Annotated in this window: 20 protein-coding genes and 1 pseudogene; 17 read left to right on the plus strand and 4 right to left on the minus strand. The window is 69.7% G+C overall.

Going from position 1 to position 20,166, the window contains the following annotated elements:
- Positions 1 to 48: 48 nt before the first annotated feature.
- Positions 49 to 1,245, minus strand: a complete 1,197-nt coding sequence (locus tag OG379_RS24660) for an MFS transporter (protein ID WP_405665191.1) — start codon at positions 1,243 to 1,245, stop codon at positions 49 to 51.
- Positions 1,246 to 1,350: 105 nt separating this feature from the next.
- On the opposite strand from OG379_RS24660, the gene OG379_RS24665 reads away from it, so the two are divergent.
- Both OG379_RS24665 and OG379_RS24670 read left to right on the plus strand, forming a co-directional pair.
- Positions 1,351 to 1,959, plus strand: coding sequence for a TetR/AcrR family transcriptional regulator (locus OG379_RS24665; RefSeq protein ID WP_405665192.1), 609 nt, complete (start codon positions 1,351 to 1,353; stop codon positions 1,957 to 1,959).
- A gap of 86 nt (positions 1,960 to 2,045) precedes the next feature.
- Positions 2,046 to 3,350, plus strand: coding sequence for an Nramp family divalent metal transporter (locus tag OG379_RS24670; protein WP_405665193.1), 1,305 nt, complete (start codon positions 2,046 to 2,048; stop codon positions 3,348 to 3,350).
- 64 nt (positions 3,351 to 3,414) lie between these two features.
- Here the strand turns inward: OG379_RS24670 and OG379_RS24675 are convergent, their stop codons facing one another.
- A complete protein-coding gene (locus OG379_RS24675) occupies positions 3,415 to 5,148 on the minus strand; it encodes a chitinase (protein ID WP_405665194.1) in 1,734 nt (577 codons plus the stop codon).
- A gap of 560 nt (positions 5,149 to 5,708) precedes the next feature.
- Here OG379_RS24675 and OG379_RS24680 point away from each other — a divergent pair.
- The 15 genes and pseudogenes from OG379_RS24680 (at position 5,709) to OG379_RS24750 (ending at position 18,901) form a co-directional block, all read left to right on the plus strand.
- On the plus strand, positions 5,709 to 6,575 hold the full coding sequence (locus OG379_RS24680; RefSeq protein WP_405665195.1) for a hypothetical protein: 867 nt from the start codon (positions 5,709 to 5,711) through the stop codon (positions 6,573 to 6,575).
- A gap of 84 nt (positions 6,576 to 6,659) precedes the next feature.
- Positions 6,660 to 7,364, plus strand: a complete 705-nt coding sequence (gene cpaB / locus OG379_RS24685) for a Flp pilus assembly protein CpaB (protein WP_362940041.1) — start codon at positions 6,660 to 6,662, stop codon at positions 7,362 to 7,364.
- 7 nt (positions 7,365 to 7,371) lie between these two features.
- Complete coding sequence (locus OG379_RS24690; RefSeq protein ID WP_405665196.1) at positions 7,372 to 8,646, plus strand: CpaE family protein; 1,275 nt, start codon at positions 7,372 to 7,374, stop codon at positions 8,644 to 8,646.
- Entirely contained in the window at positions 8,643 to 9,059 is a 417-nt protein-coding gene (locus tag OG379_RS24695) for a TadE family protein (RefSeq protein ID WP_405665197.1), read from the plus strand. Before OG379_RS24690 ends, OG379_RS24695 begins: the two co-directional genes overlap by 4 nt.
- A 6-nt stretch (positions 9,060 to 9,065) precedes the next feature.
- The gene (locus OG379_RS24700) at positions 9,066 to 9,467 is read left to right on the plus strand and encodes a TadE/TadG family type IV pilus assembly protein (protein WP_405665198.1); all 402 of its coding nucleotides are present in this window, start codon (positions 9,066 to 9,068) and stop codon (positions 9,465 to 9,467) included.
- Between the two features lie 30 nt (positions 9,468 to 9,497).
- A complete protein-coding gene (locus OG379_RS24705) occupies positions 9,498 to 10,835 on the plus strand; it encodes a CpaF family protein (protein WP_405665199.1) in 1,338 nt (445 codons plus the stop codon).
- A gap of 10 nt (positions 10,836 to 10,845) precedes the next feature.
- Positions 10,846 to 11,781: a type II secretion system F family protein gene (locus OG379_RS24710; protein WP_393764830.1), complete on the plus strand. Its 936-nt coding sequence runs from the start codon at positions 10,846 to 10,848 to the stop codon at positions 11,779 to 11,781.
- 13 nt (positions 11,782 to 11,794) lie between these two features.
- Complete coding sequence (locus tag OG379_RS24715; protein ID WP_393764832.1) at positions 11,795 to 12,682, plus strand: DUF5936 domain-containing protein; 888 nt, start codon at positions 11,795 to 11,797, stop codon at positions 12,680 to 12,682.
- 11 nt (positions 12,683 to 12,693) lie between these two features.
- Positions 12,694 to 14,028: a sensor histidine kinase gene (locus tag OG379_RS24720; protein ID WP_405665200.1), complete on the plus strand. Its 1,335-nt coding sequence runs from the start codon at positions 12,694 to 12,696 to the stop codon at positions 14,026 to 14,028.
- Between the two features lie 62 nt (positions 14,029 to 14,090).
- Positions 14,091 to 15,215 (plus strand): response regulator, encoded by a 1,125-nt coding sequence (locus OG379_RS24725; protein ID WP_405665201.1) that lies wholly within the window; start codon positions 14,091 to 14,093, stop codon positions 15,213 to 15,215.
- Between the two features lie 224 nt (positions 15,216 to 15,439).
- Complete coding sequence (locus tag OG379_RS24730) at positions 15,440 to 15,670, plus strand: hypothetical protein (RefSeq protein WP_405668631.1); 231 nt, start codon at positions 15,440 to 15,442, stop codon at positions 15,668 to 15,670.
- A 35-nt stretch (positions 15,671 to 15,705) separates the two neighbouring features.
- Positions 15,706 to 16,320: pseudogene (locus tag OG379_RS24735) on the plus strand (pilus assembly protein TadG-related protein); the annotation flags it as partial.
- Positions 16,321 to 16,935: a hypothetical protein gene (locus OG379_RS24740; RefSeq protein WP_405665202.1), complete on the plus strand. Its 615-nt coding sequence runs from the start codon at positions 16,321 to 16,323 to the stop codon at positions 16,933 to 16,935.
- A gap of 8 nt (positions 16,936 to 16,943) precedes the next feature.
- Positions 16,944 to 17,594, plus strand: coding sequence for an OmpA family protein (locus OG379_RS24745; RefSeq protein WP_405668633.1), 651 nt, complete (start codon positions 16,944 to 16,946; stop codon positions 17,592 to 17,594).
- A gap of 17 nt (positions 17,595 to 17,611) precedes the next feature.
- Positions 17,612 to 18,901: a hypothetical protein gene (locus OG379_RS24750; RefSeq protein WP_405665203.1), complete on the plus strand. Its 1,290-nt coding sequence runs from the start codon at positions 17,612 to 17,614 to the stop codon at positions 18,899 to 18,901.
- Here the strand turns inward: OG379_RS24750 and OG379_RS24755 are convergent.
- Positions 18,889 to 19,080, minus strand: a complete 192-nt coding sequence (locus OG379_RS24755) for a hypothetical protein (protein ID WP_405665204.1) — start codon at positions 19,078 to 19,080, stop codon at positions 18,889 to 18,891. The genes OG379_RS24750 and OG379_RS24755 overlap by 13 nt on opposite strands.
- An 11-nt stretch (positions 19,081 to 19,091) precedes the next feature.
- Positions 19,092 to 19,943 (minus strand): helix-turn-helix domain-containing protein, encoded by an 852-nt coding sequence (locus OG379_RS24760; protein ID WP_405665205.1) that lies wholly within the window; start codon positions 19,941 to 19,943, stop codon positions 19,092 to 19,094.
- Between the last annotated feature and the right edge of the window lie 223 nt (positions 19,944 to 20,166).

Below are 20,166 nucleotides of genomic sequence, written 5' to 3' on the forward strand. Positions count from 1 at the left end.
ACCCTCCGCCGGGGGCCCGGCCGTCCGCGCCGAGCCCCCGGTGCCCGGTCACCGTCCCGTGGGGAAGGCGGCCCGTCGGCCGAAGCCGACCGCGACGAGTGCCACGAGGGCCAGGGCGATCATCCAGGCGGGCAGCGCGCGTGCGCCCACACCGTCGACGACGAGGGCCCCCACGGCCCCGCCCGCGAAGATCGCCAGGTTGAAGGAGGTCGTCAGCATCGCGTTCGCCGCGTCCGCGTTCTCCCTCGCGGCCTCGCCCATGGCCGTCTGCAGCTGCGTCGCCGAACCGCCGAACGCGAGGCCCCACAGGACGACCGCGAGCAGCGCGAGCACGGTGGACTGCTGCGCCACGGCGAGAAGCGCCCCGGCGACGGCGAAGAGGGCCACTCCGGCCAGGGTGAGGCCGCGAAGGGCGCGGTCGATGAACACGCCGGTGATCCAGATCCCTCCGAGCGCGGCGACGCCGAAGACGAGCAGCGTGATGTCGGGCCGGAGCGCGAGCCCCGTCTGCCGCAGGTAGGACGCGATGTACGTGTAGAGCAGGTTGTGCGCGAGCATCCAGATGAAGACGACGGTGAGGACGGTCGCCACGCCGGGGATGGTCAGCACCCGGCCGAGCGGGGCGCGGGTCCGTGCCGACTGCCCCGGGGCGTCGGGCACCAGGTACTTCGCGAACACCATGACGACGATGCTGAGCAGCGACATCGCGGCGAAGGACCAGCGCCATCCGACCGTCGAGCCCAGCCAGGCGCCGAGGGGAGTTCCGACTGCGAGCGCGACCGGGGTCCCGGTCATCGCGACGGCGAGGGCGCGCCCGGCGTGCTCGGGCGCGGCGATCCGGCGGGCGTACCCGGCGAGCATGCCCCAGAGCAGGCCGGAGAAGGCTCCCCCGACGAACCGGGCGACGAGAGCGACGTTGAACGACGGCGCCAGCGCCGTCACGCCGTTGGCGATGAGGAATCCGAGCAGCCCGGCGAGGAGAAGCGGCTTCCGCCGTGCCCCGCGTGTCAGCGTGATCGCGGGGATCGCGGCGAGGACCGTCCCGACGGCATAGGCGCTCACCAGCTGCCCGGCGCCGCCCTCGGAGACGCCCAGCCCGGCGGAGAGCTGCGGGAGCAACCCCGCCGGCAGCGTCTCGGTCATGATCACGATGAATCCGGTACACGCCATCACCAGCAGCGCCGGAACGGGAAGCGCGTCACGCGCTCGCTCGTGCACGGCTGGCGTGGGGCACGTGGTGGTCATGGGCCGGACTCCCTCGATTGATTACGGATCGACCGATCCGATATTGACCGGGTGGTCCATGGGTGTCAAACTGGATCGCACAGTCTGTAATGGAGGTGGTTCGTCGTGTCCCCCGCCGGTCGTCCCCGCGCCTTCGACATGGAGGTGGTCCTGGAGGCGGCGATGCTCCTGTTCTGGGAACAGGGCTACGAAGCGACATCGCTCGCCCAGCTCCGTGACGCCACAGGGCTGTCCTCGGCCAGCCTGTACGGCGCCTTCGGCTCGAAGGAGGGGCTGTTCGAGAGGGCCGTCGAGCACTACATCGCCGGGCCGGGCAGCGTGACCGACGCCGCGGCCGACGAGGCGGTGAGCCCCCGCGCGGCCGTCGCCCGGCTCCTGCACGCATCGATCGACATGCAGACCGACCCGTCCCACCCGCCGGGGTGTCTCATCGCCCTCTCGGGAACGGTGCACCCGCCCATGGCGGACGAAGCCGGAGCACGCAGGGTCGTGGCGGCGCGCCGCGCGACCGACCGGGCACACATCAGGGAGTGCGTCGTACGTGGCGTCGCCTCCGGTGAACTCGCCGAGGACACCGACGTGGACGGCGTGACCTCGATGATCCACGGCTTCCTGCTCGGCGTCTCCACGCAGGTGTGTGACGGCACGCCCGCCCAGGTCCTGCACGCCGGGGCGGACGCCGTCCTCGCGCACTGGGACGGCAAGGGACACTGACGCCCGCACACCGCCGGCGGCGCCCGACCCGAAAGGGGCGACGCGCCCCCTTGTGCGATCCGGCGTGATGCGCTTCGTTGATCGACATGGCGGAGACAAGCGAGACCACAGGGGCGGGGGAGCTGAGCTCCCAGCCGCGTAAATCCAGTTGGCGCTACATCGGGCCCGGCATCGTCGTCGCGGCCACCGGTGTCGGAGCGGGGGACCTGGTCGCGACGCTCATCGCGGGCAGCAAATTCGGCTACACCCTCATGTGGGCGGCGGTGATCGGCTGCCTGGTCAAGATCTCCCTCGCGGAGGCCGTGGGCCGCTGGCACCTGGCGACGGGCCGCACCCTCTTCGACGGCTGGCGCACCCTCGGCGGGTGGACCACGGGCTACTTCGCCGTGTACGTCGTCATCTGGGGCTTCGTGTACGGCGCGACGGCCATGTCCTCCAGCGCCCTGCCCATCGTGGCGCTCTTCCCCGACGGGCCCGGCCTGAAGAGCTGGGCGATCATCACCGGGCTGGTCGGCCTGGTCTTCGTCTGGTTCAACCAGTACGCCGTCTTCGAGAAGGTCATGACCGTCCTGATCGGCGTGATGTTCATCGTCGTGGTCTACGTCGCGATCCGGGTGGTGCCGGACGTCGGCGCCTCCTTCGCGGGGCTGCTCCCCGTCCTCCCGGACGGCTCACTGATCTATACGCTCGGGCTGATCGGCGGGGTCGGCGGCACCATCACCATGGCGGCGTACGGGTACTGGGTCAACGCCAAGGGGTGGTCCGACACCTCCTGGATGAAGGTGATGCGGCTCGACAACCGGGCCGCCTACATCACCACCGGTGTCTTCGTCGTCGCCATGCTGATCGTCGGTGCCGAACTGCTGCACTCCTCGCAGATCGCCCTGACGAAGGGCGACCGGGGGCTGATCGACCTCGGCCAGATCCTGGAGGACCGCTTCGGGGCGGGCACGGCGAAGCTGTTCCTGGTCGGCTTCTTCGCGACGTCGTTCTCGTCGCTCATCGGTGTGTGGCACGGCGTGAGCCTGATGTTCGCCGACTTCGTGGAGCGGATCCGGGCCGCCCGCGACGAGACGGGCGTGGAGAGGGCGGGCAGCGAGACCGTCGGCCGGCAGGAGCGGTCCGTGCCGTTCCGGGCGTATCTGCTCTGGCTGACCTTCCCGCCGATGACGCTGCTGTGGCTGGACGAACCCTTCGGGCTCGTCATCGGCTACGGCGTCCTGGGCGCCTTCTTCATGCCGTTCCTGGCCCTGACCCTGCTGTGGCTGCTCAACTCGTCCCGCACGCCGAGGGAATGGCGCAACGGCTGGCTGAGTAACGGGATGCTGGGCGCCGCGGGCCTGCTGTTCATCGTGCTGTGCGTCCAGCAGGTGCGCGAACTGCCCTGGTGACGCGGAGTACGCAGCAGCGCCGCCGGGGGAGCGGCGGCGCTGCTGGACCGATGGGGCCTTCGCGTTACGGGAGGCCGTGGACGTGCGGGCCGACCGCCTTGGACCAGGCGTTGCCCGCCGTGGCGTCCCAGTTCGTGGACCAGGTCATCGCGCCGCGCAGGTCCGGGTAGGTCCTGGACGGCTTGAAGGAGCCGCAGCCCGTGCCCTTGGCCAGGCAGTCCAGGGCCGCGTTCACGACGGACGGGGCGACGTAGCCGCTGCCCGCGCCGCGGGTGGAGGCGGGGACGCCGAGGCCGACCTGGGACGGGGCGAGGCCGCCCTCCAGCTGGATGCAGGCGAGCGCGGTGAGGAAGTCCACCGAGCCCTGCGAGTAGACCTTGCCGTCGCAGCCCAGCATCGAGCCGCTGTTGTAGTACTGCATGTTGACGACGGTCAGGATGTCCTTGATGTTGAGCGCCGTCTTGAAGTACTCACCGGACGTGGACTGCATGTCGATGGTCTGCGGGGCCATCGTGATGACGAGGCCGGAGCCCGCCTTCGACGAGAGAGAGCGCAGGGCCTTCGTCATGTAGGTGGAGTTGAGGCCGTTCTCCAGGTCGATGTCGACGCCGTTGAAGCCGTACTCCTGGATGAGCGCGTACACCGAGTCCGCGAAGGCGGTGGCGGAGGCGTCGCTGTTGACGGCGACGGCCCCCTTCTCTCCGCCGACGGAGATGATGACGTTCTTGCCGGCGGCCTGCTTGGCCTTGATGTCGGCCTTGAACTGGTCGACGGTGTAACCGTTCAGCCCCGCCGAGTCCAGGTTGAAGGTGACGGCGCCGGGCGTGGCCGTGGCGTCCGCGAAGGAGACGGCGATGATGTCGTAGTCGGCGGGGACGTCGCTGAGCTTCTGGACGGTGGCGCCGTTGTTGAAGTTCTGCCAGTAGCCGGTCACCGCGTGCTTGGGGACCGACGTCGTCGGGCCGGGGCCCGGGTCGGTGGCCTTCGCCGTACGGCCGCTGACGGTGGCCGACTTGACGGACTCACCGGCGGCGTTCGTCGCGCTGACGGAGAACTGGTACGCGGTGTCCGCGGCGAGACCGGTCACCGTCGCGGAGGTGCCGGTGGAGGTGGTCGCCTTCGAGCCGTTCCGGTAGACGGTGTAGCCGGTGGCGCCGGAGACCGCGTTCCAGTTCAGGGTGACGGAGGAGGTGGTCGTCGTGGCGACGGCCAGTCCGGCGGGGGCCCCGGGGATCGCGGGCCCCGGGTCCGTGCCACCGCCGCCGTCGGGTCCGCTCACCTCGACGTCGTCCGCGACGTAGGCGGCCTGGCCGTACCAGCCGTGGGTGTAGACGGTCACCGAGGTGGTGGAGGGGCCGGTGGTGAAGGTGGTCCGCAGCTGGGTCCAGTTGCTGGAGCCGGGCGACCAGGTGGAGACGTCCGTCGTGCCCGTGCCGCTCGCACCGAGATAGGCGTAACCGCCCTGTACCCAGGAGCTCAGGGTGTAGGTGGAGCTGGGCTTCACGGCCACGCTCTGGGCGCACTTGGCGTTGTCCTGGCCCGCCGGAGTGGCCCTGAGCGCGGAGGAACCGCCGTGCACGGGGGAGGTGACGGCGGCGCCGCTGCCCCCGGAACAGGTCCAGTTGGCGAGCCCGGACTCGAATCCGGCGTTCCTGGCCACGTTGACGTCGGCCGCCTGAGCGGTGCTGACGAGCCCGGTGACGCCCAGCGCCCCCGCCGCGACCACGACGACGGCCCCGCCGAGGAGCGGCCGGACCCGGCGTCTTCTGTGCCTGCTGCTGCCTGCGGAGCGTTCCACTTGCTGCCTCCGGTGGGGGAGTTGGGGGTGCTGGCGGGAACGGTGGCCACCGTTGGCCGATAAACTGGTCCAGACCAATCAAGTTGTCAAGACCTCTGGCGGTCCTGATGCGTACGGTGGGGCGGTCCCGAAGGGCCGGACAGGGTTCGCGCTCACCTTCGAGTGACCGTTCCCGGTCGCGCGGGTCCACTCGCACGGGTGGTTCGGCCGGAACGCGTCGAGCGTGACGGAGTGGATATCGCGGAGGGCCGGGGAAAGCGGCCGCAATCCGTTCTGACGTGGGCGGATGAATTCCCGCGGATTTCAAACCCGGTCGGCCGGGGTAACTCTGCGCAGTGGTGCAGGAGTTAACCACATTGCTTTTCGTCCGATTTCGTACGGAGGCGTAGCGAACGCCTGTGCCGTACCGTCTTCGTACTGGGTTCCGGTATCTGTTCTCTGCCTGGTCTGACGTGGCTAAAGTGCTGGGGAAGAAGCACGGAGCAGGAGCGATTGCGGCCGGAGTCCCCCCGACGACGGCCGGAGCCGGAACGGGGAAGAGCGTGCCGACCGCAATAGCAGTGACCAGTGCTGATCTCGTGCTACCGCCGACCGATCAGCAGACACCCACGGCGGCGCTGCTCCAGGCACCCGAAGCCCAGCCCCTCGACCTCGCGATCGGTGACATGAACCTGCTCCTGGAGCAGCACGGTTATGTGATCGCCGTCTATCCCACGGGTATCGGCCCCGCACATGAACGCAGACTGCACGCCATCCGCTCGGTCCTGGAGAGCGACCGCATCGCCCTGCTGAAGACGGACCTGCCACCGCTCGGTGTGGCCGTCCTCGTGCGGCAGTTGCGTCAGCTCTCCATCTGCGATTTCAGCCCGGGGGTGGTGGCCTCGGCGGCCCGGCTGCTCGCGCACTACATCCACGCCGGAGCCCTGCTGAACTCGGTGGCCAGGCTCGACATGGTCCCCGTCAGCCTCAAGACCCACGCCAAGTCCTGGCTGCCAGGATCCCAGTTCGCCGTGCTCGCCGGCCCGAGCCCGCAGCTGGTCAGGATCGGCCCGACGGCCGAACCGCCGGCCGGACCGCCATTCGCCACACAACTGCTGGTCGCCAAAGGCCAGTTGGCGTCGGAATGGGTCCAGCAGACGCTCGCCCCTGCATGGGGGGTACAGGCCATTCAGGAGTGTGCGCTGCCTTCCGGTTCGCCGCGCTGGTGGGGCACCGGGAAGCTGGTGGAATTCGCCTCCTTCCTTCCGGACATCTCCGTGATCTACCAGCTCGTTTCCTCCGTACGCCGGGAAAGCTGCCACTGGTGCGGAATGGAGCTCATCGGCGACCGCTGCGGGTTCTGTTCCTCCCCGCTGGCACCGCCGGAGAACCGAATGCACTCCCCGGGTGTCCTGAGTCTTGGCGCGGCCGCGCCACCGAGCACCTAGCGTGCCCGGGGCTCTCCGCAGACACCGCGCATCCCTTTCTGTCCGCTGCTCCACGCATCCGAATCGAACGAGGTTGTCCGGCCCATGAACTCCCGCCAGCGCCGCGGCGTGATACTCCTGCTCCTGTCGGTCCTGTGCGCCTTCGGTGCCTTCGCCGGGGTGCTCTCGGTGATCAGCGACGTCAACTCCAAGGTCGGGCCCGAGGTCGACGCCTACCGGCTCAAGAAGGACGTGGCCCCGTACACGGACCTCTCCGCAGGGCAGTTCGAGAAGGTCTCCATGCCCAAACGCTGGCTGTCGGACAACGCCGTCACGGACATCGACGAGGTCGACGGCAAGATCGCGGTCACCGAGCTGCAGGAGGGTTCCCTGATGCAGTCCGACATGATGGTGAGGAGCCCGGAGCTGAGGCCGGGCGAGCAGGAGATCGCCATCATGATCGACGCCGCGACGGGCGTCGCGGGCAAGATCCGGCCGAACGACAAGGTGAACATCTACGCCACGTTCGCGGGCGAGCGGGACGGCGAGGTCTCCCAGTCCAAGGTCATCGTCTCCAACGCCAAGGTCCTCGACGTCGGCGAACTGACCGCCCTGGAGCCGAAGAAGGACGACAGGAACCAGGCGACCGAGGCCGTGCCGATCACCTTCGCGCTCAACACCCTCGACACCCAGCGCGTCGCGTACGCGGAGTCCTTCGCCCAGCACGTGCGTCTCGCACTGATCGCCCCCGGCAGCGACGGCACCATCCGTCCGGGCGACCGGACCTACACGCTCGACAAGGACAAGTGAGGATCGGATGACCACCAGAATCCTCCCGTCGGTCGGTGACCCCGACGCGGCCAGGTCCGTCACCACCCTGCTCAGCCAGCTCCCCGACGCGGAGCCGGCCGCTCCGGTCGGCGACTCGACGCAGCTCATCGACACCCTCGCACGCCTCGCCGGGGAGTCCATCGAGGAACTGCCCGAGGTCGTGCTGGTCCACGAGGGGATCGGCCCGGTGCCCGCCCTGGAGCTGATCCGGGAGGTGTCCCTGCGCTTCCCCGCCGTGGGGGTCGTGCTGATCACCGCCGACGCGAGCCCCGGCCTCTTCGCCGCGGCCATGGACGCGGGAGCGCGGGGCCTGGTCACCCTCCCCCTGAGTTACGAGGAGCTCGCCAACCGGGTGCAGGCCGCCGCGCAGTGGTCCACGGGCGTACGACGCCACCTCGGGGCGGGCGCCGATGTGTTCACCGGCCCGGGCGGCACGGTCGTCACGGTCACCGGGGCCAAGGGCGGGGTCGGGACGACCCTCACCGCCGTACAGCTGGCCCTGGCCGCGCAGGCCTCCGGGCGCACGGCCGCGCTCGTCGACCTGGACCTCCAGACCGGTGACATCGCCGCCTACCTCGACGTGCAGTTCCGGCGTTCCGTCGTCGACCTCGCGGCCATCGCCGACATATCACCGCGCGTCCTCTCCGACGCCGTCTTCTCCCACACCACCGGGCTGGCGCTGTTGCTGGCACCGGGGGAGGGCGAACGCGGCGAGGAGGTCAGCGACCGGTCGGCCCGACAGATCGTCAGTGCGCTGCGCTCGCGCTACGAGATCGTCGTCATCGACTGCGGAAGCCAGATGAACGGGGCCAACGCGGCGGCGATCGAGATGGCCGACACCGCCGTGCTGGTGACGACACCGGACGTCGTCGCCGTGCGGGGCGCCAAGCGCATCGTGCGGATGTGGGACCGGCTCCAGGTCCGCAAGGCCGAGGAGACGGTGATCCTCGTCAACCGCTTCAACCGCAACACGGAGATCCAGCCCGCCCTGATCCAGCGGATCACCGGGACCCGGATGGCGGGCACGGCGGTCCCGGCGAACTTCAAGGAGCTCCAGGGCGCCGTGGACTCGGGCCGGATGCACGAGCTGGACCCACGCTCCACCGTCAAACAGGCCCTCTGGGCCCTGGCGGGAGAGCTCGGGCTCGTGAAGCCTTCGCAGGGAGCGGAGTCGCGCGGCGGCATGCTGCGCGGCGACAAGGGCTCGATCGGGGGCCGCAAGCGCAAGGGCGGCACGACCAGCGGGGGAGGCCGACAGTGACGAGGGACGCGGGAGAACCGGGCCGGATACGGACATGGCTGAGACGCGACGGCGGACAGCTGAGCGTCGAGTTCACCGGGATGGTGCCCATCATCCTGGTGACCCTGGTGCTGCTCTGGCAGGCGGTCCTGGTGGGCTACACGTTCACGCTGGCGAGCGGAGCCGCCGACGAAGGCGTACGCAAAGCGGTCGCGGCGGGGGCGTGGGACATGCAGAGCAAGTGCGAGGCGGCCGTGTACGAACGTCTTCCGAGCGCCTGGGACGAGACCGTGGAGATCGGCGAATGCGGGTCCCCGGGGGACGACATGGTCAAGGTCAACATCCGCCTGAGGGCCCCCGTCCTGTTCCCCGGCTTCGCCAGCCTCCCCATCCCCGTAACGGCAACGGCCGGCGCGGCCGCGGAAGGGAAGTGACGCGTCATGGCACCCGTACGCATCCCCTGCTCGGCCGGACGGAGACCGGGAAGGGCCAGGGGCAGGGACCGCGGCTCGACCGCCGTCGAGTACCTCGGCTTCCTCCCCGTCCTCATCCTCATCGGCCTCGCAGGCATCCAGCTCGGCCTGATCGCCTACACCGCCCAGCAGGCGGGCACCGCGGCCAGGGCCGCCGCGCGTACCGCCGCGCAGGAGGACGTGTCGGGGTCCTACGCGCAGGTCGGAAGGGCGTCCATGACCGGCTGGGTCGCCGAGCGGTCCCAGATCTCGCCGCCCGCCGGGGGCGACGCGGTCACCGTGACGGTCACCGTCAAGATCCCGGACATCCTGCTCGGCCTGCTCGGTGACCGGACCGTCGAGAAGTCCGCCACCATGCCCCGCGACTAGGCACCCCATCCCATCCGAGGAGTACCACCCATGAGCCTGCGGGCACGCATCACCGCCCCCGAGGAGCGCGGAGGGGGACGGGAGGACGGCCACCTGGTCGCGACGTACCGCGCGAAGCTCCTCGAGGAGATCGACCTCGCGGAGATGTCCTCGCTGGCCACGGCGGACCGCCGCGCCCGGCTCGAACGCGTGCTGGGCCACATCATCAGCCGTGAGGGCCCGGTCCTCTCCACCGTCGAACGCTCCCAGCTCATCCGGCGCGTCGTCGACGAGGCACTCGGGCTCGGCGTCCTCGAACCGCTCCTGGAGGACGCCTCCATCACGGAGATCATGGTCAACGGACCTGACCAGATCTACGTCGAACGGGCGGGCAGGGTCGAGCAGCTGCCCCTGCGCTTCGCCAGCCACGAGCAGCTGATGCAGACCATCGAGCGCATCGTCTCCACCGTCAACCGGCGCGTGGACGAGGCCAATCCGATGGTCGACGCCCGCCTCCCCAGCGGCGAGCGCGTCAACGTCATCATCCCGCCGCTCTCCCTCACCGGCGCGACGCTCACCATCCGGCGCTTCCCCAGGTCCTTCTCGCTCCAGGAGATGATCAGCTTCGGCTCCCTGGACCAGCACATGCTGCTGCTGCTCGCCGGGCTCGTCCAGGCCAAGTTCAACGTGATCGTCTCCGGGGCCACGGGCACCGGGAAGACCACGCTGCTCAACGCGCTCTCCGGGCTCATCCCCGAGGGCGAGCGGATCGTCACCATCGAGGACTCCGCCGAACTCCAGCTCCAGCAGAAGCACGTGATCCGGCTGGAGTCGCGTCCCGCGAACGTGGAGGGGAAGGGCCAGATCACCATCCGCGACCTGGTCCGCAACTCCCTGCGTATGCGCCCCGACCGGATCGTCGTCGGTGAGGTGCGAGGCGGCGAATCGCTCGACATGCTCCAGGCGATGTCGACCGGCCACGACGGTTCGCTGGCCACCGTTCACGCCAACAGCGCCGAGGACGCGCTGATGCGACTCCAGACCCTCGCGTCGATGTCCGAGATCAAGATCCCCTTCGAGGCCCTGCACGACCAGATCAACAGCGCCGTGGACGTGATCGTCCAGCTGACCCGGCACGCCGACGGCAGCAGGAGGGTCACCGAGATCGCGGTGCTCGACTCGCACGGCCGTGACCCGTACAAGATCGTCACCGTCGCCCGGTTCGACGCCCGGCCGATGGACACCGACGGCGCGATCCACGGTGACTTCCAGGCCCTCCCGCTCCCGCGTCGTATCGCCGACCGGCTCTACATGGCCGGACAGCCGATCCCCCAGGCCTTCGGGGTCGCCCCGTCAGACGAATACCTCGCCACCCGAGAGGCCAGATAGGTACCCCGACATGGACAACCTCGCACCGCTCACCCTCGGCGTCACGCTGCTGTGCTGCGTACTCGGCGTCCTGGGCCTGCACGCCTACACCTCGGGCAAGGCCCAGCGCGAAGCCCTCGTCGACCGGCTCTCCTCGACCGGCCAGATCGACATGGGCCCGCAGCGCCGCTTCCGGGGGGTCGACCGCCGGCTGCGCCGTACGAAACTGGGCAAGAGGATCGAGCTGAAGCTCGCGGCCACCGGCCTCGACCTCACTCCCGGCGAGTACTTCCTCTACGTCGTGGCCGGGGTGGTGGCCCTGTGGCTCATCGCGGCATCCGTCCTGGCCTCGTTCTTCGGACCGCTCGCCGGGCTCGCAGGGATCTGGGCCGCCAACACCTTCCTCAACTGGCACCGCACCAAGCGCACCGAGGCCTTCATCAGCCAGCTGCCGGAGATCTCCAGGGTGCTGGCCAACGCCACCCAGGCAGGGCTCTCCCTGCGCACCTCCATCGCCATGGCCGCCGATGAACTCGAAGCGCCCGCGGGCGACGAACTCCGCATCGTCGCCGACCAGCTGGGTGTGGGCCGCACGCTCGACGACGCGCTGGACGAGCTCGCCACCCGCCTGCCCTCCCGCGAACTGGTCGTCCTCGTCGCCACCCTCATCCTCTCCAACCGGGCCGGTGGCCAGGTCGTCTCCTCGCTGCGCAACCTCACCATCACCCTGGAGGAGCGCAAGGAGACCCGGCGCGAGGTCCGCACCCAGCTCTCGCAGATCAACGCCACCGCGTACGCCGTCCCCGCCATCGGCGTCGGCGCGATGCTCCTCGTCAACACGATGCTCCCGGGAGCACTCGACCGTATGACGGGATCGTTCGCCGGCCAGGTCGCCGTCATCGTCTCGCTCGGCCTCTACACCGTCGGCTTCGTCGCCATCCGCCGCATTTCCAAGATCGATATCTGAGGAGGGGACCGATATGGAACTGCTGCTCGCTCTCGTCGTCGGCCTCAGTGTGTTCGGCGTCTTCAAGGGCGTACGGATGTACCGCGCCGAGGCCACCCTCCCCGGCGACCTCGCGCTCGCCCTGGAGGTGGGCTCGACCCGCACCACGGCGGTGGGCTCCGGCATCGACCGTCTCGGAATGCGCTGGGCACCCCTCGTGCTCCGCCTGATGGGGCCCAAGAAGGTCAACGACAAACGCCGCAAGATCGACATGGCGGGCAACCCCGGCGGACTCACCATCGACCGCTACGCCGCCCGCCGCGCCGTCTACAGCATCCTCGGCGGCACCGCCGCCTTCGTCATGCTCACCAGCGGCCAGTTCTTCGTGGCACTCCTCATGGTCGCCTTCGGCCTCTTCTGGGGCGAGGTCGGCATCTGGGCCGCCGTCCGCAAACGCCGGGACGACATCGACCGCACGCTCCCCGACTTCCTGGACGTCCTTGCCGTCGTCGTCTCCGCCGGGCTCGGCTTCCGGCAGGCACTCGACCGGGTCTCGGACAAGTACAAGGGCCCGTGGGCCGACGAACTGCGCATCACCCTGCGCCAGATGGACATGGGCGTCAGCCGCCGCCAGGCCTTCGACGAGCTGCGCCGACGCAACGACTCCGAACAGGTCGCCATGTTCGTCACCGCGCTCCAGCAGGGTGAGGAGCTCGGCGCGCCCATCGTCGACACCCTCATCGCCATCGCCAACGACATGCGGCGCACCGACGCGCAGAACGCCCGGCGGAAGGCGGCCAAGGCGGTCCCCAGGGCCACCCTGATGGTGACCACGTTCATGATCCCCGCGACCGTGATCCTCATGGGCGCCGCCATGCTGCTCGGATCCGGCACCAACTTCGGATCCCTGACGGGGGAGTGAGCGACGGGCCGATGACGATCTCCCTGCAGCCGGGACCGGAGTCCGCGGACCCCCGCCACACCCTGTCCACCCCGGTGGGCCCCGCGCCCACGGTCTCCATCCAGGTCAACGCCCTCCAGGCGCTGGCCCGCCAGGTGTTCCTCTTCCGGCTCGCCATGATCGCCATCGGCACCCCCCAAGCGGTCGACAACAGCGCCCCCGGACTCGCCGGCTGGCTCGTGGGATCGGCGGTCCTGGTGACGTTCGTCGGCTCGTACGCCCTCTACCGCGACTGGGAACGCTTCGGGCCGCTCCTCGTGCGTCACCCGCTGCTCCTCGGGGTGGACACGGTCTTCGGCGCGCTGCTCCTGTTCACCGCCACCCCCGAGTCGACCCTCGGTTACGCGGTCGTCTGCACCCCGCTGCTCGCCGGACTGCTCTACGGCTGGCGCGTCGCCGGCATCTTCGCCGTCGTGCAGAGCCTGATCCTGGCCGCCGCCTTCAGCGTCGACAACCGCCCCCAGTCAAGCGTGGCCGAGGTGCTCCTCCTCCCCGGCTTCTGCGTCCTCGCGGGAGCCGTCGGCGTCGCCCTGCGCAATCTGATGCTCCGCGTCGGCGCGGCCAGCCAGGCGCTGACCGAGACCCGGGCCCGTCTCGCCGTCAGCGTGGCCGTCGAGGACGAACGCGCCCGGCTGGCACGGGAGATGCACGACTCCGTCGCCAAGACCCTGCACGGCCTCGCCCTGGCAGCCGAGGGACTCGCCCGCTCCTCCGACCGGATGGACCCGCTCACCGTCCGGCACCAGGCGGAACTGGTGGCCAGATCCGCCCGCCGGGCCGCCGCCGAGTCCCGCGAACTCCTGTCCGACCTGCGCCGCGAATCCGGGCTCGACGGCGGCGTCGACCTCGTCGCGGAACTCCGCTCCAGGGCTGAGGACTTCACCCGGCGCCACGGGATGAACACCGTGTTCCGCACCCTGGGCGACACGCCCGTACCCCTCGTCCCGCAGGTCGTCGCCCGGCAGCTGCTCACCGTCGCCTCCGAAGCGATGGAGAACGCCAACCGGCACGCCCATCCCACGTACCTCGTCGTCCTCGCCGGCATCAAGGGCGACGTCCTGCGTGTCAGCGTGTACGACGACGGCCAGGGCCTGCCCACGGGCACCACGCTCGACGACCTGCGGCGGGCCGGCCACTTCGGGCTCGTCGGCATGGTCGAACGCGCGGCCTCCATCGGCGCACGCATCCGCATCGGCAAGGGACGGGCGGCCAAGGGCACGGAGGTCCGCGTGGAACTCCCGACGGCCGCCCTCACCCCGACCGGTGCGACGGACCCGGCGGCCCGGGCCCCCGCTCCGTCCCCGTAACCGCTCGCGCTTCACCGCTCCCCGCACCTACGTCCCCACAACTCCTGAGAGGAGGTCGCAGAATGCCGGACGACGTCTCGCGTGTGTCGGGCCAGGACTGGGCGGCACAGAACCACGCCTCCCAGCACACGTCCTCGCACGGCTCCCCGCTCAGCACGGAACTCAGCTCCCCCGCATTCCCGGCCACCCAGCTCCCGCCGACTTCCCAGCGGCCCCCGGCACCCGCCGACGGGCCCCGCGCGCCCGAGCAGATGCCCGCGTTCCCCGCCGCCCCCGACGGGCCGGCGCCCGGGCCCCTCCGGGTCGTCGTCGCGGACGACAACCCCGTCGTACGGGCGGGTCTCGGGGTCCTGCTCAGCGGCCGGGCGGACATCGAGGTCGTGGCCGAGGCCGCGGACGGGCGCGCAGCCTACGAGGCCGCTGTACGCCACCGGCCGGACGTCATCCTGCTCGACGTACGGATGCCCGGCGTGGACGGCCTGTCCGCCCTGCCGCACCTGGTGCAGGTTGCACCCGTGATGATGCTGACGTACAGCCGCGAGAGCGACATCGTGCACGAGGCGCTGCGCCTTGGTGCGGGCGGCTACCTGGTGCACGGCGAGTTCACGGCCGATGAACTCGTGCAGTCCGTACGCGACACGAAGAGCGGCCGCGCCCCCTTCACCGCGACCGCGGCCAAGGCGCTTCTCGCCCATATGCGCCAAGGGGCGGACCATGAGCCGAGGAGGCTGCCGGAGGGGCTCGGAACGGCGCTGACGACCGGCACGCCGCAGAGCGCCCCGGGCCCGGGCTCCGAGGCACAGCCCGCGGGCGGCAGCGTCCACGCCGGGCGGGCGCCCTCGCCGACGGCGGCGCGACCGGCGGGAAATCCGGAAGCCCTTTCGCAACTGCAACCCGTTGTGGCACAGTCTTCGACAGACAGTGAGCGCGATCGGCCCCAAGCGCCCAACCGGCGGCAGTACGACCTGAGTTCGAGGGAGGCGGAGGTCATGGAGCTCATCTCTTCGGGCATGAGCAACCAGCAGATCGCCGCCACGTGCTTCATCAGCGAAAAGACCGTCAAGAACCACATCAACAGGATCTTCACCAAGCTGCACAGCGGCAGCCGCAGTGAGGCCATAGCCCGCTGGCTCGGCACCGCGCCGGGCTCGGGACCTGGAGCGAGGGGGACAGGCAGCCATGGCTGAACGGGGGAGAAGCCCCGACAGGGGGACGCGTACGGGACGACGGGCCCAACGGCCGCTTTGGGCCCGGGTTTGGGCCCTGGGGCCCTCCGTGGGACAGGCGGATCCGTCGTACCTTTCTCATGTCGCCGACGGCACCGGCCAGGAGGAAGCCGGTTCCGGAGGCGACACCGCAGAGACATACGCGTCGGCCGGCCTCCGGTCGGCCGGACCCGGAGGGGAACACCATGAGCAAGCTGATGCTGAAGGCTTCCGTCAACGCCAAGGTCTGGGCGAACACCTCGGTGGAGCGCATGAAGGCCCGGGCAGACCGGGACCGGGGGCAGGGCTCGGTGGAGTACCTGGGCATCATCGTGGTGGTCGTGGCGATCATCGCGGCGCTCATGCTGACGAACATCGGCACGACGATCGGTACTGCCATCACCGGGCAGATCAACAAGATCACCGGCGGGAAGTAGCAGCCGGACAGGCGCGCGAGGCAGGGCAGGCTTTCCCCATCTACATCATGGTGGTGGCGGGCCTGCTCTTTCTTGCGTTCGCCTACTTCGCCGTCGGCCAGGCGTCGATGAAGAAGAACGAGGCCCAGACCGCCGCAGATGCCGCCGCGCTCGCGGCGGCGACGGACGCGCGCGACCAGATGAGCTGGCCCGGCGTCTTCGACCTGGACGAGTGGGACGATCTGCTCAGCGGGCGCGGAGCTCTTTCGGGGGCCTGCGATGCCGCCGACCGGCTGGCTGCCGAGAACGATGCCCACATCCGGGGTGCGGCCGACTGCTACGCGGACGACTGGCCAGAGGTGTCGTACACCGTCACGGTCGAGACGAACAAACCCGTCGGCGACTCGGTGATCGCCAGTACGAAGACGACGAAGGCCACGGCAACCGCACGAGCGGTCATCGAGCCGCGCTGCCGTATCGAAGAGGACACACGTCCCGCGCCGAGCCCTCCGACGGACGACGACGACGGCGACACGGGCGAGTCCGAGGAGCAGAAGGCGTACAAAGTCGTCTGCGATGACGAAGACTTGGACTTCGACATCGACCCGAAGAACCTCAAGCTCCTGCCGGACCTGGCAGACCTGTTCTCCGTCCACCTGGCCGACAAGTAGATGAATGACATCGAGAGGACCACGCCGATGCGTGCAGCCATGACCCGGATTCGCTTCAAGGGGGCCGCCGTGGCGGCTGCCTCTGTAGCCATGGCTGTCGTGCTGACGGCATGCGGCGGCGACGGGGGATCGGGCAAGACTGAGGGCAAGCCCAGGGAATCCTCCGCTTCTTCCGACAGCCAGAAGAGTGAGGCCCCGGGGCCCGAAGCAGAGGATGAGGACCAGGTGCTGGCCACGATCAAGGGCAAGGACGGCGTAGAGGTCGTTGTCAGCTCGGCCAAGCGTGAATCCGGGGGATTTGTCACGGTCAAGGGGCAGGTGAAGAACGGATCGGAGCAGATTTGGGCTGCAGTCGGATGGCAGGGGCTTGAGCAGGAGCTCGTGAACAACGGTGCATCCATGGCCGGCGCGACCTTGGTGGACCAGGCAGGCAAGAAGCGATACCTGATTCTGCGTGACACCGACGGACGGTGCCTGTGCACGAAGTTCGATGGACTCGAACCCGGTGAAGAAACCCCGTTCTTCGCACAGTTCCCCGCCCCGCCGCAGGGCACGGCTGAGGTCGACTTCCAGATCCCGACCATGCCCACCGCGCCGATCAAGATCTCCGGGTGATGACCACCATGCAGCCACCCGCCCCCACACCAAGCGCCTCACGGGGCGCCCTGCGCCGCCGCGTCGCGCTCTGCGCCGCCGCCACCGTGGTCCTCGGTACCTCGACCCTGTGGGGCGTCGCCTCCGCGACGGCGGACGACAACCCCACGGCCGTCCCCTCCGCCTCGCCGCCCGTCGAGGTCGACGCGAACTCGCCCGGACTGATGCTCGGGGACGGCGCGACCCTCGGTGATGTCCGCGTACTCGACATCAAGTCCGTCGTCGAGGACCTGGGCGGTGAGGAGCGCCGCGAGGACACCAACGTGGACATCACCTTCGCCCTCCAGGCCGAGGTCCTCTTCGGCAAGGACAGCGCGAAGCTGAGCGGTGAGGCCAACGCCCGCATCACCGCGATCGCCCAGGAGATCAAGAACCAGAAGGCGACCAAGGTCCGCGTCTTCGGTTTCACCGACAACCTCGGCTCCTCCGCCCACGGTGACGTCCTCTCCAAGGAGCGGGCCGACGCGGTGCAAGCAGTCCTCTCGCCGGGGCTCCCGACCGTCACCTTCGAGATTCGTGGCTACGGGGAGGATTATCCGATCGCAAGCAACGAGACCGAGGAAGGCCGTAAGAAGAACCGCCGCGTGGAGGTCACCTTCCAGCGCGCCGGCGCGTCATAGGCACGAACAGGAGCGAAATGAAGTCGAGGCCCGTAGGCGGTGCTGCCTCCGGGGCGGCGGCAGCACTCTGCGTGCTGCTGCTGACGGGCACCGCGGCGGCGGACCCGCGCGCGGACGATGCCCCGGGAGGCGGCGCCGCCTCCTACCGGCCTGCGCAAGGCTCCGTGCCCGTCACCGGCACGGAGTCGAGCGCGGACGGACCCCGGCTGGAGCGGGCGAAGGTCTACTCGGACACCATCGGGCCGGGTCAGAAGAAGTACTACCGGGTCCGGCTGGACGACACGTCCAACGCGTTCGTCTCCACGGTGCTCGCCCCACCTCCCGGCACCCCGAGCGGCATTCTCGACGGGCTCCAGGTCGACCTGACCTCGGCCGCCGGCACACCGTGCGGTTCGAGCCCGGCCGCGTACTTCGGGGGCGACACCACGCGTCCGATCGCGAGCTACGCGTCGCGTCGCATCAAGGACGACGCCGGTGCCTGCCAGCAGGCCGGGGACTACCTCTACACCGTCACCCGGGTGGGTTCGAAGACCGGCGGCGGAGCCGAGTGGCCGATCGAGCTGACCTACATGGCGGAACCAGGGCTCAAGCCCGGTGCGGCCGAGCCCCAGGCGCCCTCCTCCTGGAGCTCGGAAGCGCCGTCCCCGGCCGACGGCACGCCGCAGAAGGTGAGCGGCGGCACGGGGTTCAACGACGCGGCAGCCGTCGACGAGGGCATCTGGCGGGACGACCTCCAGCCGGGAGACAGTCGCTTCTACAAGGTGCCGGTCGCCTGGGGCCGGCAGCTCTTCCTGCGGGCCCAACTGGCCAACGGCACCGAGGACGGTTCGTTCTCCGTCTACGGGCTGCGTCTCGCGCTGTACAACACCGCACGTGGCCCGGTCTCCGACAAGAGCATCGGTTACCGGGGCGCCCCCGTCGGAGTCGATCTCGGTACGGCCCCGGCCGCCTGGGCGAACCGGTTCGAGGGAGAGACGACCGCGGAATCGGCGATGAGGTTCCAGGGCTGGTACTACGTACAGGTGACGCTCGACCCGAAGGTCCCGCGCGGTGTCCCCATGACGCTGAACGTCGGCCTCAAGGGAGAGGTGCAGCCCGGCCCGCCGTACGACGGTGACCCGGAAGCGGCAGGCTTCGGCATCGGCGACACGGGCCCCGGCAGCGGTGAGGACCTCACGATGCGAGCGATCGGGTTCGCCGGAATCGGCGCCGGGACCGTGCTGGTCCTGGGCCTGGGCGCCTGGCAGCTCCTGAGCCGTCGCAGGCGCCCGGCCGACGGGGAGGCGGGCGTCGTCTACAGCAGGTGATCGGCCTTGCCGGCCTTGATCTCCCGGATCATCTGCTGGAGGGCCTCGCGGCTGTCGGTGAGGTAACGATCCTCCGCCCCCACGAGGGCGACGTAGCCGTTTCCTTGCGTATCGGTCCCTATCCGGAAGCAGGAGTTTCCTTCACCGCAGAACGGCTCTTCCCACTGGACGTCTGGCATAGGTCTTCTCCTCAGAGTTGGTGTGCGACGGCACGGATGAAGTCGCGCGATTCACGAGGCGGCAGGGCGATCCGCTCCATCCAGTCCAGATGCGCCCGGTACTTCGTCAGTTGGGTCCCAGTGCAGACGAAGACCGGGCCGTGCGAGTTGTCGATCTGCACGGTGTCCAGCTGCGGCGCCGCGCCGTCCGCGTACAGCACCGTCTGTCCGGCACCGGGGAACGCTCCCGCGACGAAGGGGATGACCAGCAGCCTCACATTTGGCTGCTCGGACTTCTCCAGCAGGTTTCCGAGCTGGGCCCGTGCCACGGAGCGTCCGCCGAACTGCATGCGCAGTGCCGCCTCGTGGACGATGGCGGTGTACGAGGGGGGTGCGTCACCGTCGAGGACGGCTTGACGTTCTACGCGGTGCGCCAGTCGCAGAGTGATCTCCCGTTCCGGCAGCTGGGGGATGACCACTCGGAACAGAGACAGGGCATGGTCGGTCGTCTGGAGAAGGCCGGGCATGTGCATCGCGTAGGCAGCCCGCATGCGTAGGGCGTGGGCCTCCAACTCCGCGATGTCGAGGAGCCCCTGGGGGAGCGCGTCCCGGTACTTCTCCCACCAGCCCCGGCCACGGGGCTGCGCCATCTCGACCAGGGCGTCAACGTACTTGTCGTCCGTGCAGCCGCAGTTGTAGGCCAGAGTGCGCAGTCGATCCGGGCTGATGGGCCGAGCGCCCGACTCGATGTTCGAGATCTTGCCCCGGTCGACGCCAAGGAGCCCGGCCGCGAACTCGGCCGACACACCGGCTGACGTGCGCATTCTCCGCAGCTCTGCCCCAAGTCGCTTCTGGCGTTCGGTAGGGGACGTCCTCGCTGCCATACCGTTCCTCTCCGCGTGCGGTCACGGGCAGTCTGCCGTCTGTGCGCGTGACGCATCCACGAAAGGGTTCACTTCTCCTCCGGCGAGGGTAATTTTGCCCCTTCATGGCTACATTGAGTTCCGCACCGTATGCGCTGCGTAGAGCCGAAGTGCATCGCGCGGTCCTGCCCGCCCTCCTGCCCTGGGAGGGGCAGGTCCGCGCCAGGGAGACAGGCCACAGCTC

The sequence above is a fragment of the Streptomyces sp. NBC_01166 genome (genome assembly GCF_045039765.1).
Taxonomy (GTDB): Bacteria; Actinomycetota; Actinomycetes; order Streptomycetales; family Streptomycetaceae; genus Streptomyces.

Bases quoted from the DNA above. Each gene is read 5' to 3' on its own strand.
- OG379_RS24705 (WP_405665199.1), top strand. From the start codon at position 9,498: ATGAGCCTGCGGGCACGCATCACCGCCCCCGAGGAGCGCGGAGGGGGA.
- OG379_RS24710 (WP_393764830.1), top strand. From the start codon at position 10,846: ATGGACAACCTCGCACCGCTCACCCTCGGCGTCACGCTGCTGTGCTGC.
- OG379_RS24700 (WP_405665198.1), top strand. From the start codon at position 9,066: ATGGCACCCGTACGCATCCCCTGCTCGGCCGGACGGAGACCGGGAAGG.
- OG379_RS24690 (WP_405665196.1), top strand. From the start codon at position 7,372: ATGACCACCAGAATCCTCCCGTCGGTCGGTGACCCCGACGCGGCCAGG.
- OG379_RS24755 (WP_405665204.1), bottom strand. From the start codon at position 19,080: ATGCCAGACGTCCAGTGGGAAGAGCCGTTCTGCGGTGAAGGAAACTCC.
- OG379_RS24715 (WP_393764832.1), top strand. From the start codon at position 11,795: ATGGAACTGCTGCTCGCTCTCGTCGTCGGCCTCAGTGTGTTCGGCGTC.
- OG379_RS24740 (WP_405665202.1), top strand. From the start codon at position 16,321: ATGAATGACATCGAGAGGACCACGCCGATGCGTGCAGCCATGACCCGG.
- OG379_RS24750 (WP_405665203.1), top strand. From the start codon at position 17,612: ATGAAGTCGAGGCCCGTAGGCGGTGCTGCCTCCGGGGCGGCGGCAGCA.
- OG379_RS24670 (WP_405665193.1), top strand. From the start codon at position 2,046: ATGGCGGAGACAAGCGAGACCACAGGGGCGGGGGAGCTGAGCTCCCAG.
- OG379_RS24720 (WP_405665200.1), top strand. From the start codon at position 12,694: ATGACGATCTCCCTGCAGCCGGGACCGGAGTCCGCGGACCCCCGCCAC.
- OG379_RS24660 (WP_405665191.1), bottom strand. From the start codon at position 1,245: ATGACCACCACGTGCCCCACGCCAGCCGTGCACGAGCGAGCGCGTGAC.
- OG379_RS24760 (WP_405665205.1), bottom strand. From the start codon at position 19,943: ATGGCAGCGAGGACGTCCCCTACCGAACGCCAGAAGCGACTTGGGGCA.
- OG379_RS24730 (WP_405668631.1), top strand. From the start codon at position 15,440: ATGAGCAAGCTGATGCTGAAGGCTTCCGTCAACGCCAAGGTCTGGGCG.
- OG379_RS24725 (WP_405665201.1), top strand. From the start codon at position 14,091: ATGCCGGACGACGTCTCGCGTGTGTCGGGCCAGGACTGGGCGGCACAG.
- cpaB (WP_362940041.1), top strand. From the start codon at position 6,660: ATGAACTCCCGCCAGCGCCGCGGCGTGATACTCCTGCTCCTGTCGGTC.
- OG379_RS24745 (WP_405668633.1), top strand. From the start codon at position 16,944: ATGCAGCCACCCGCCCCCACACCAAGCGCCTCACGGGGCGCCCTGCGC.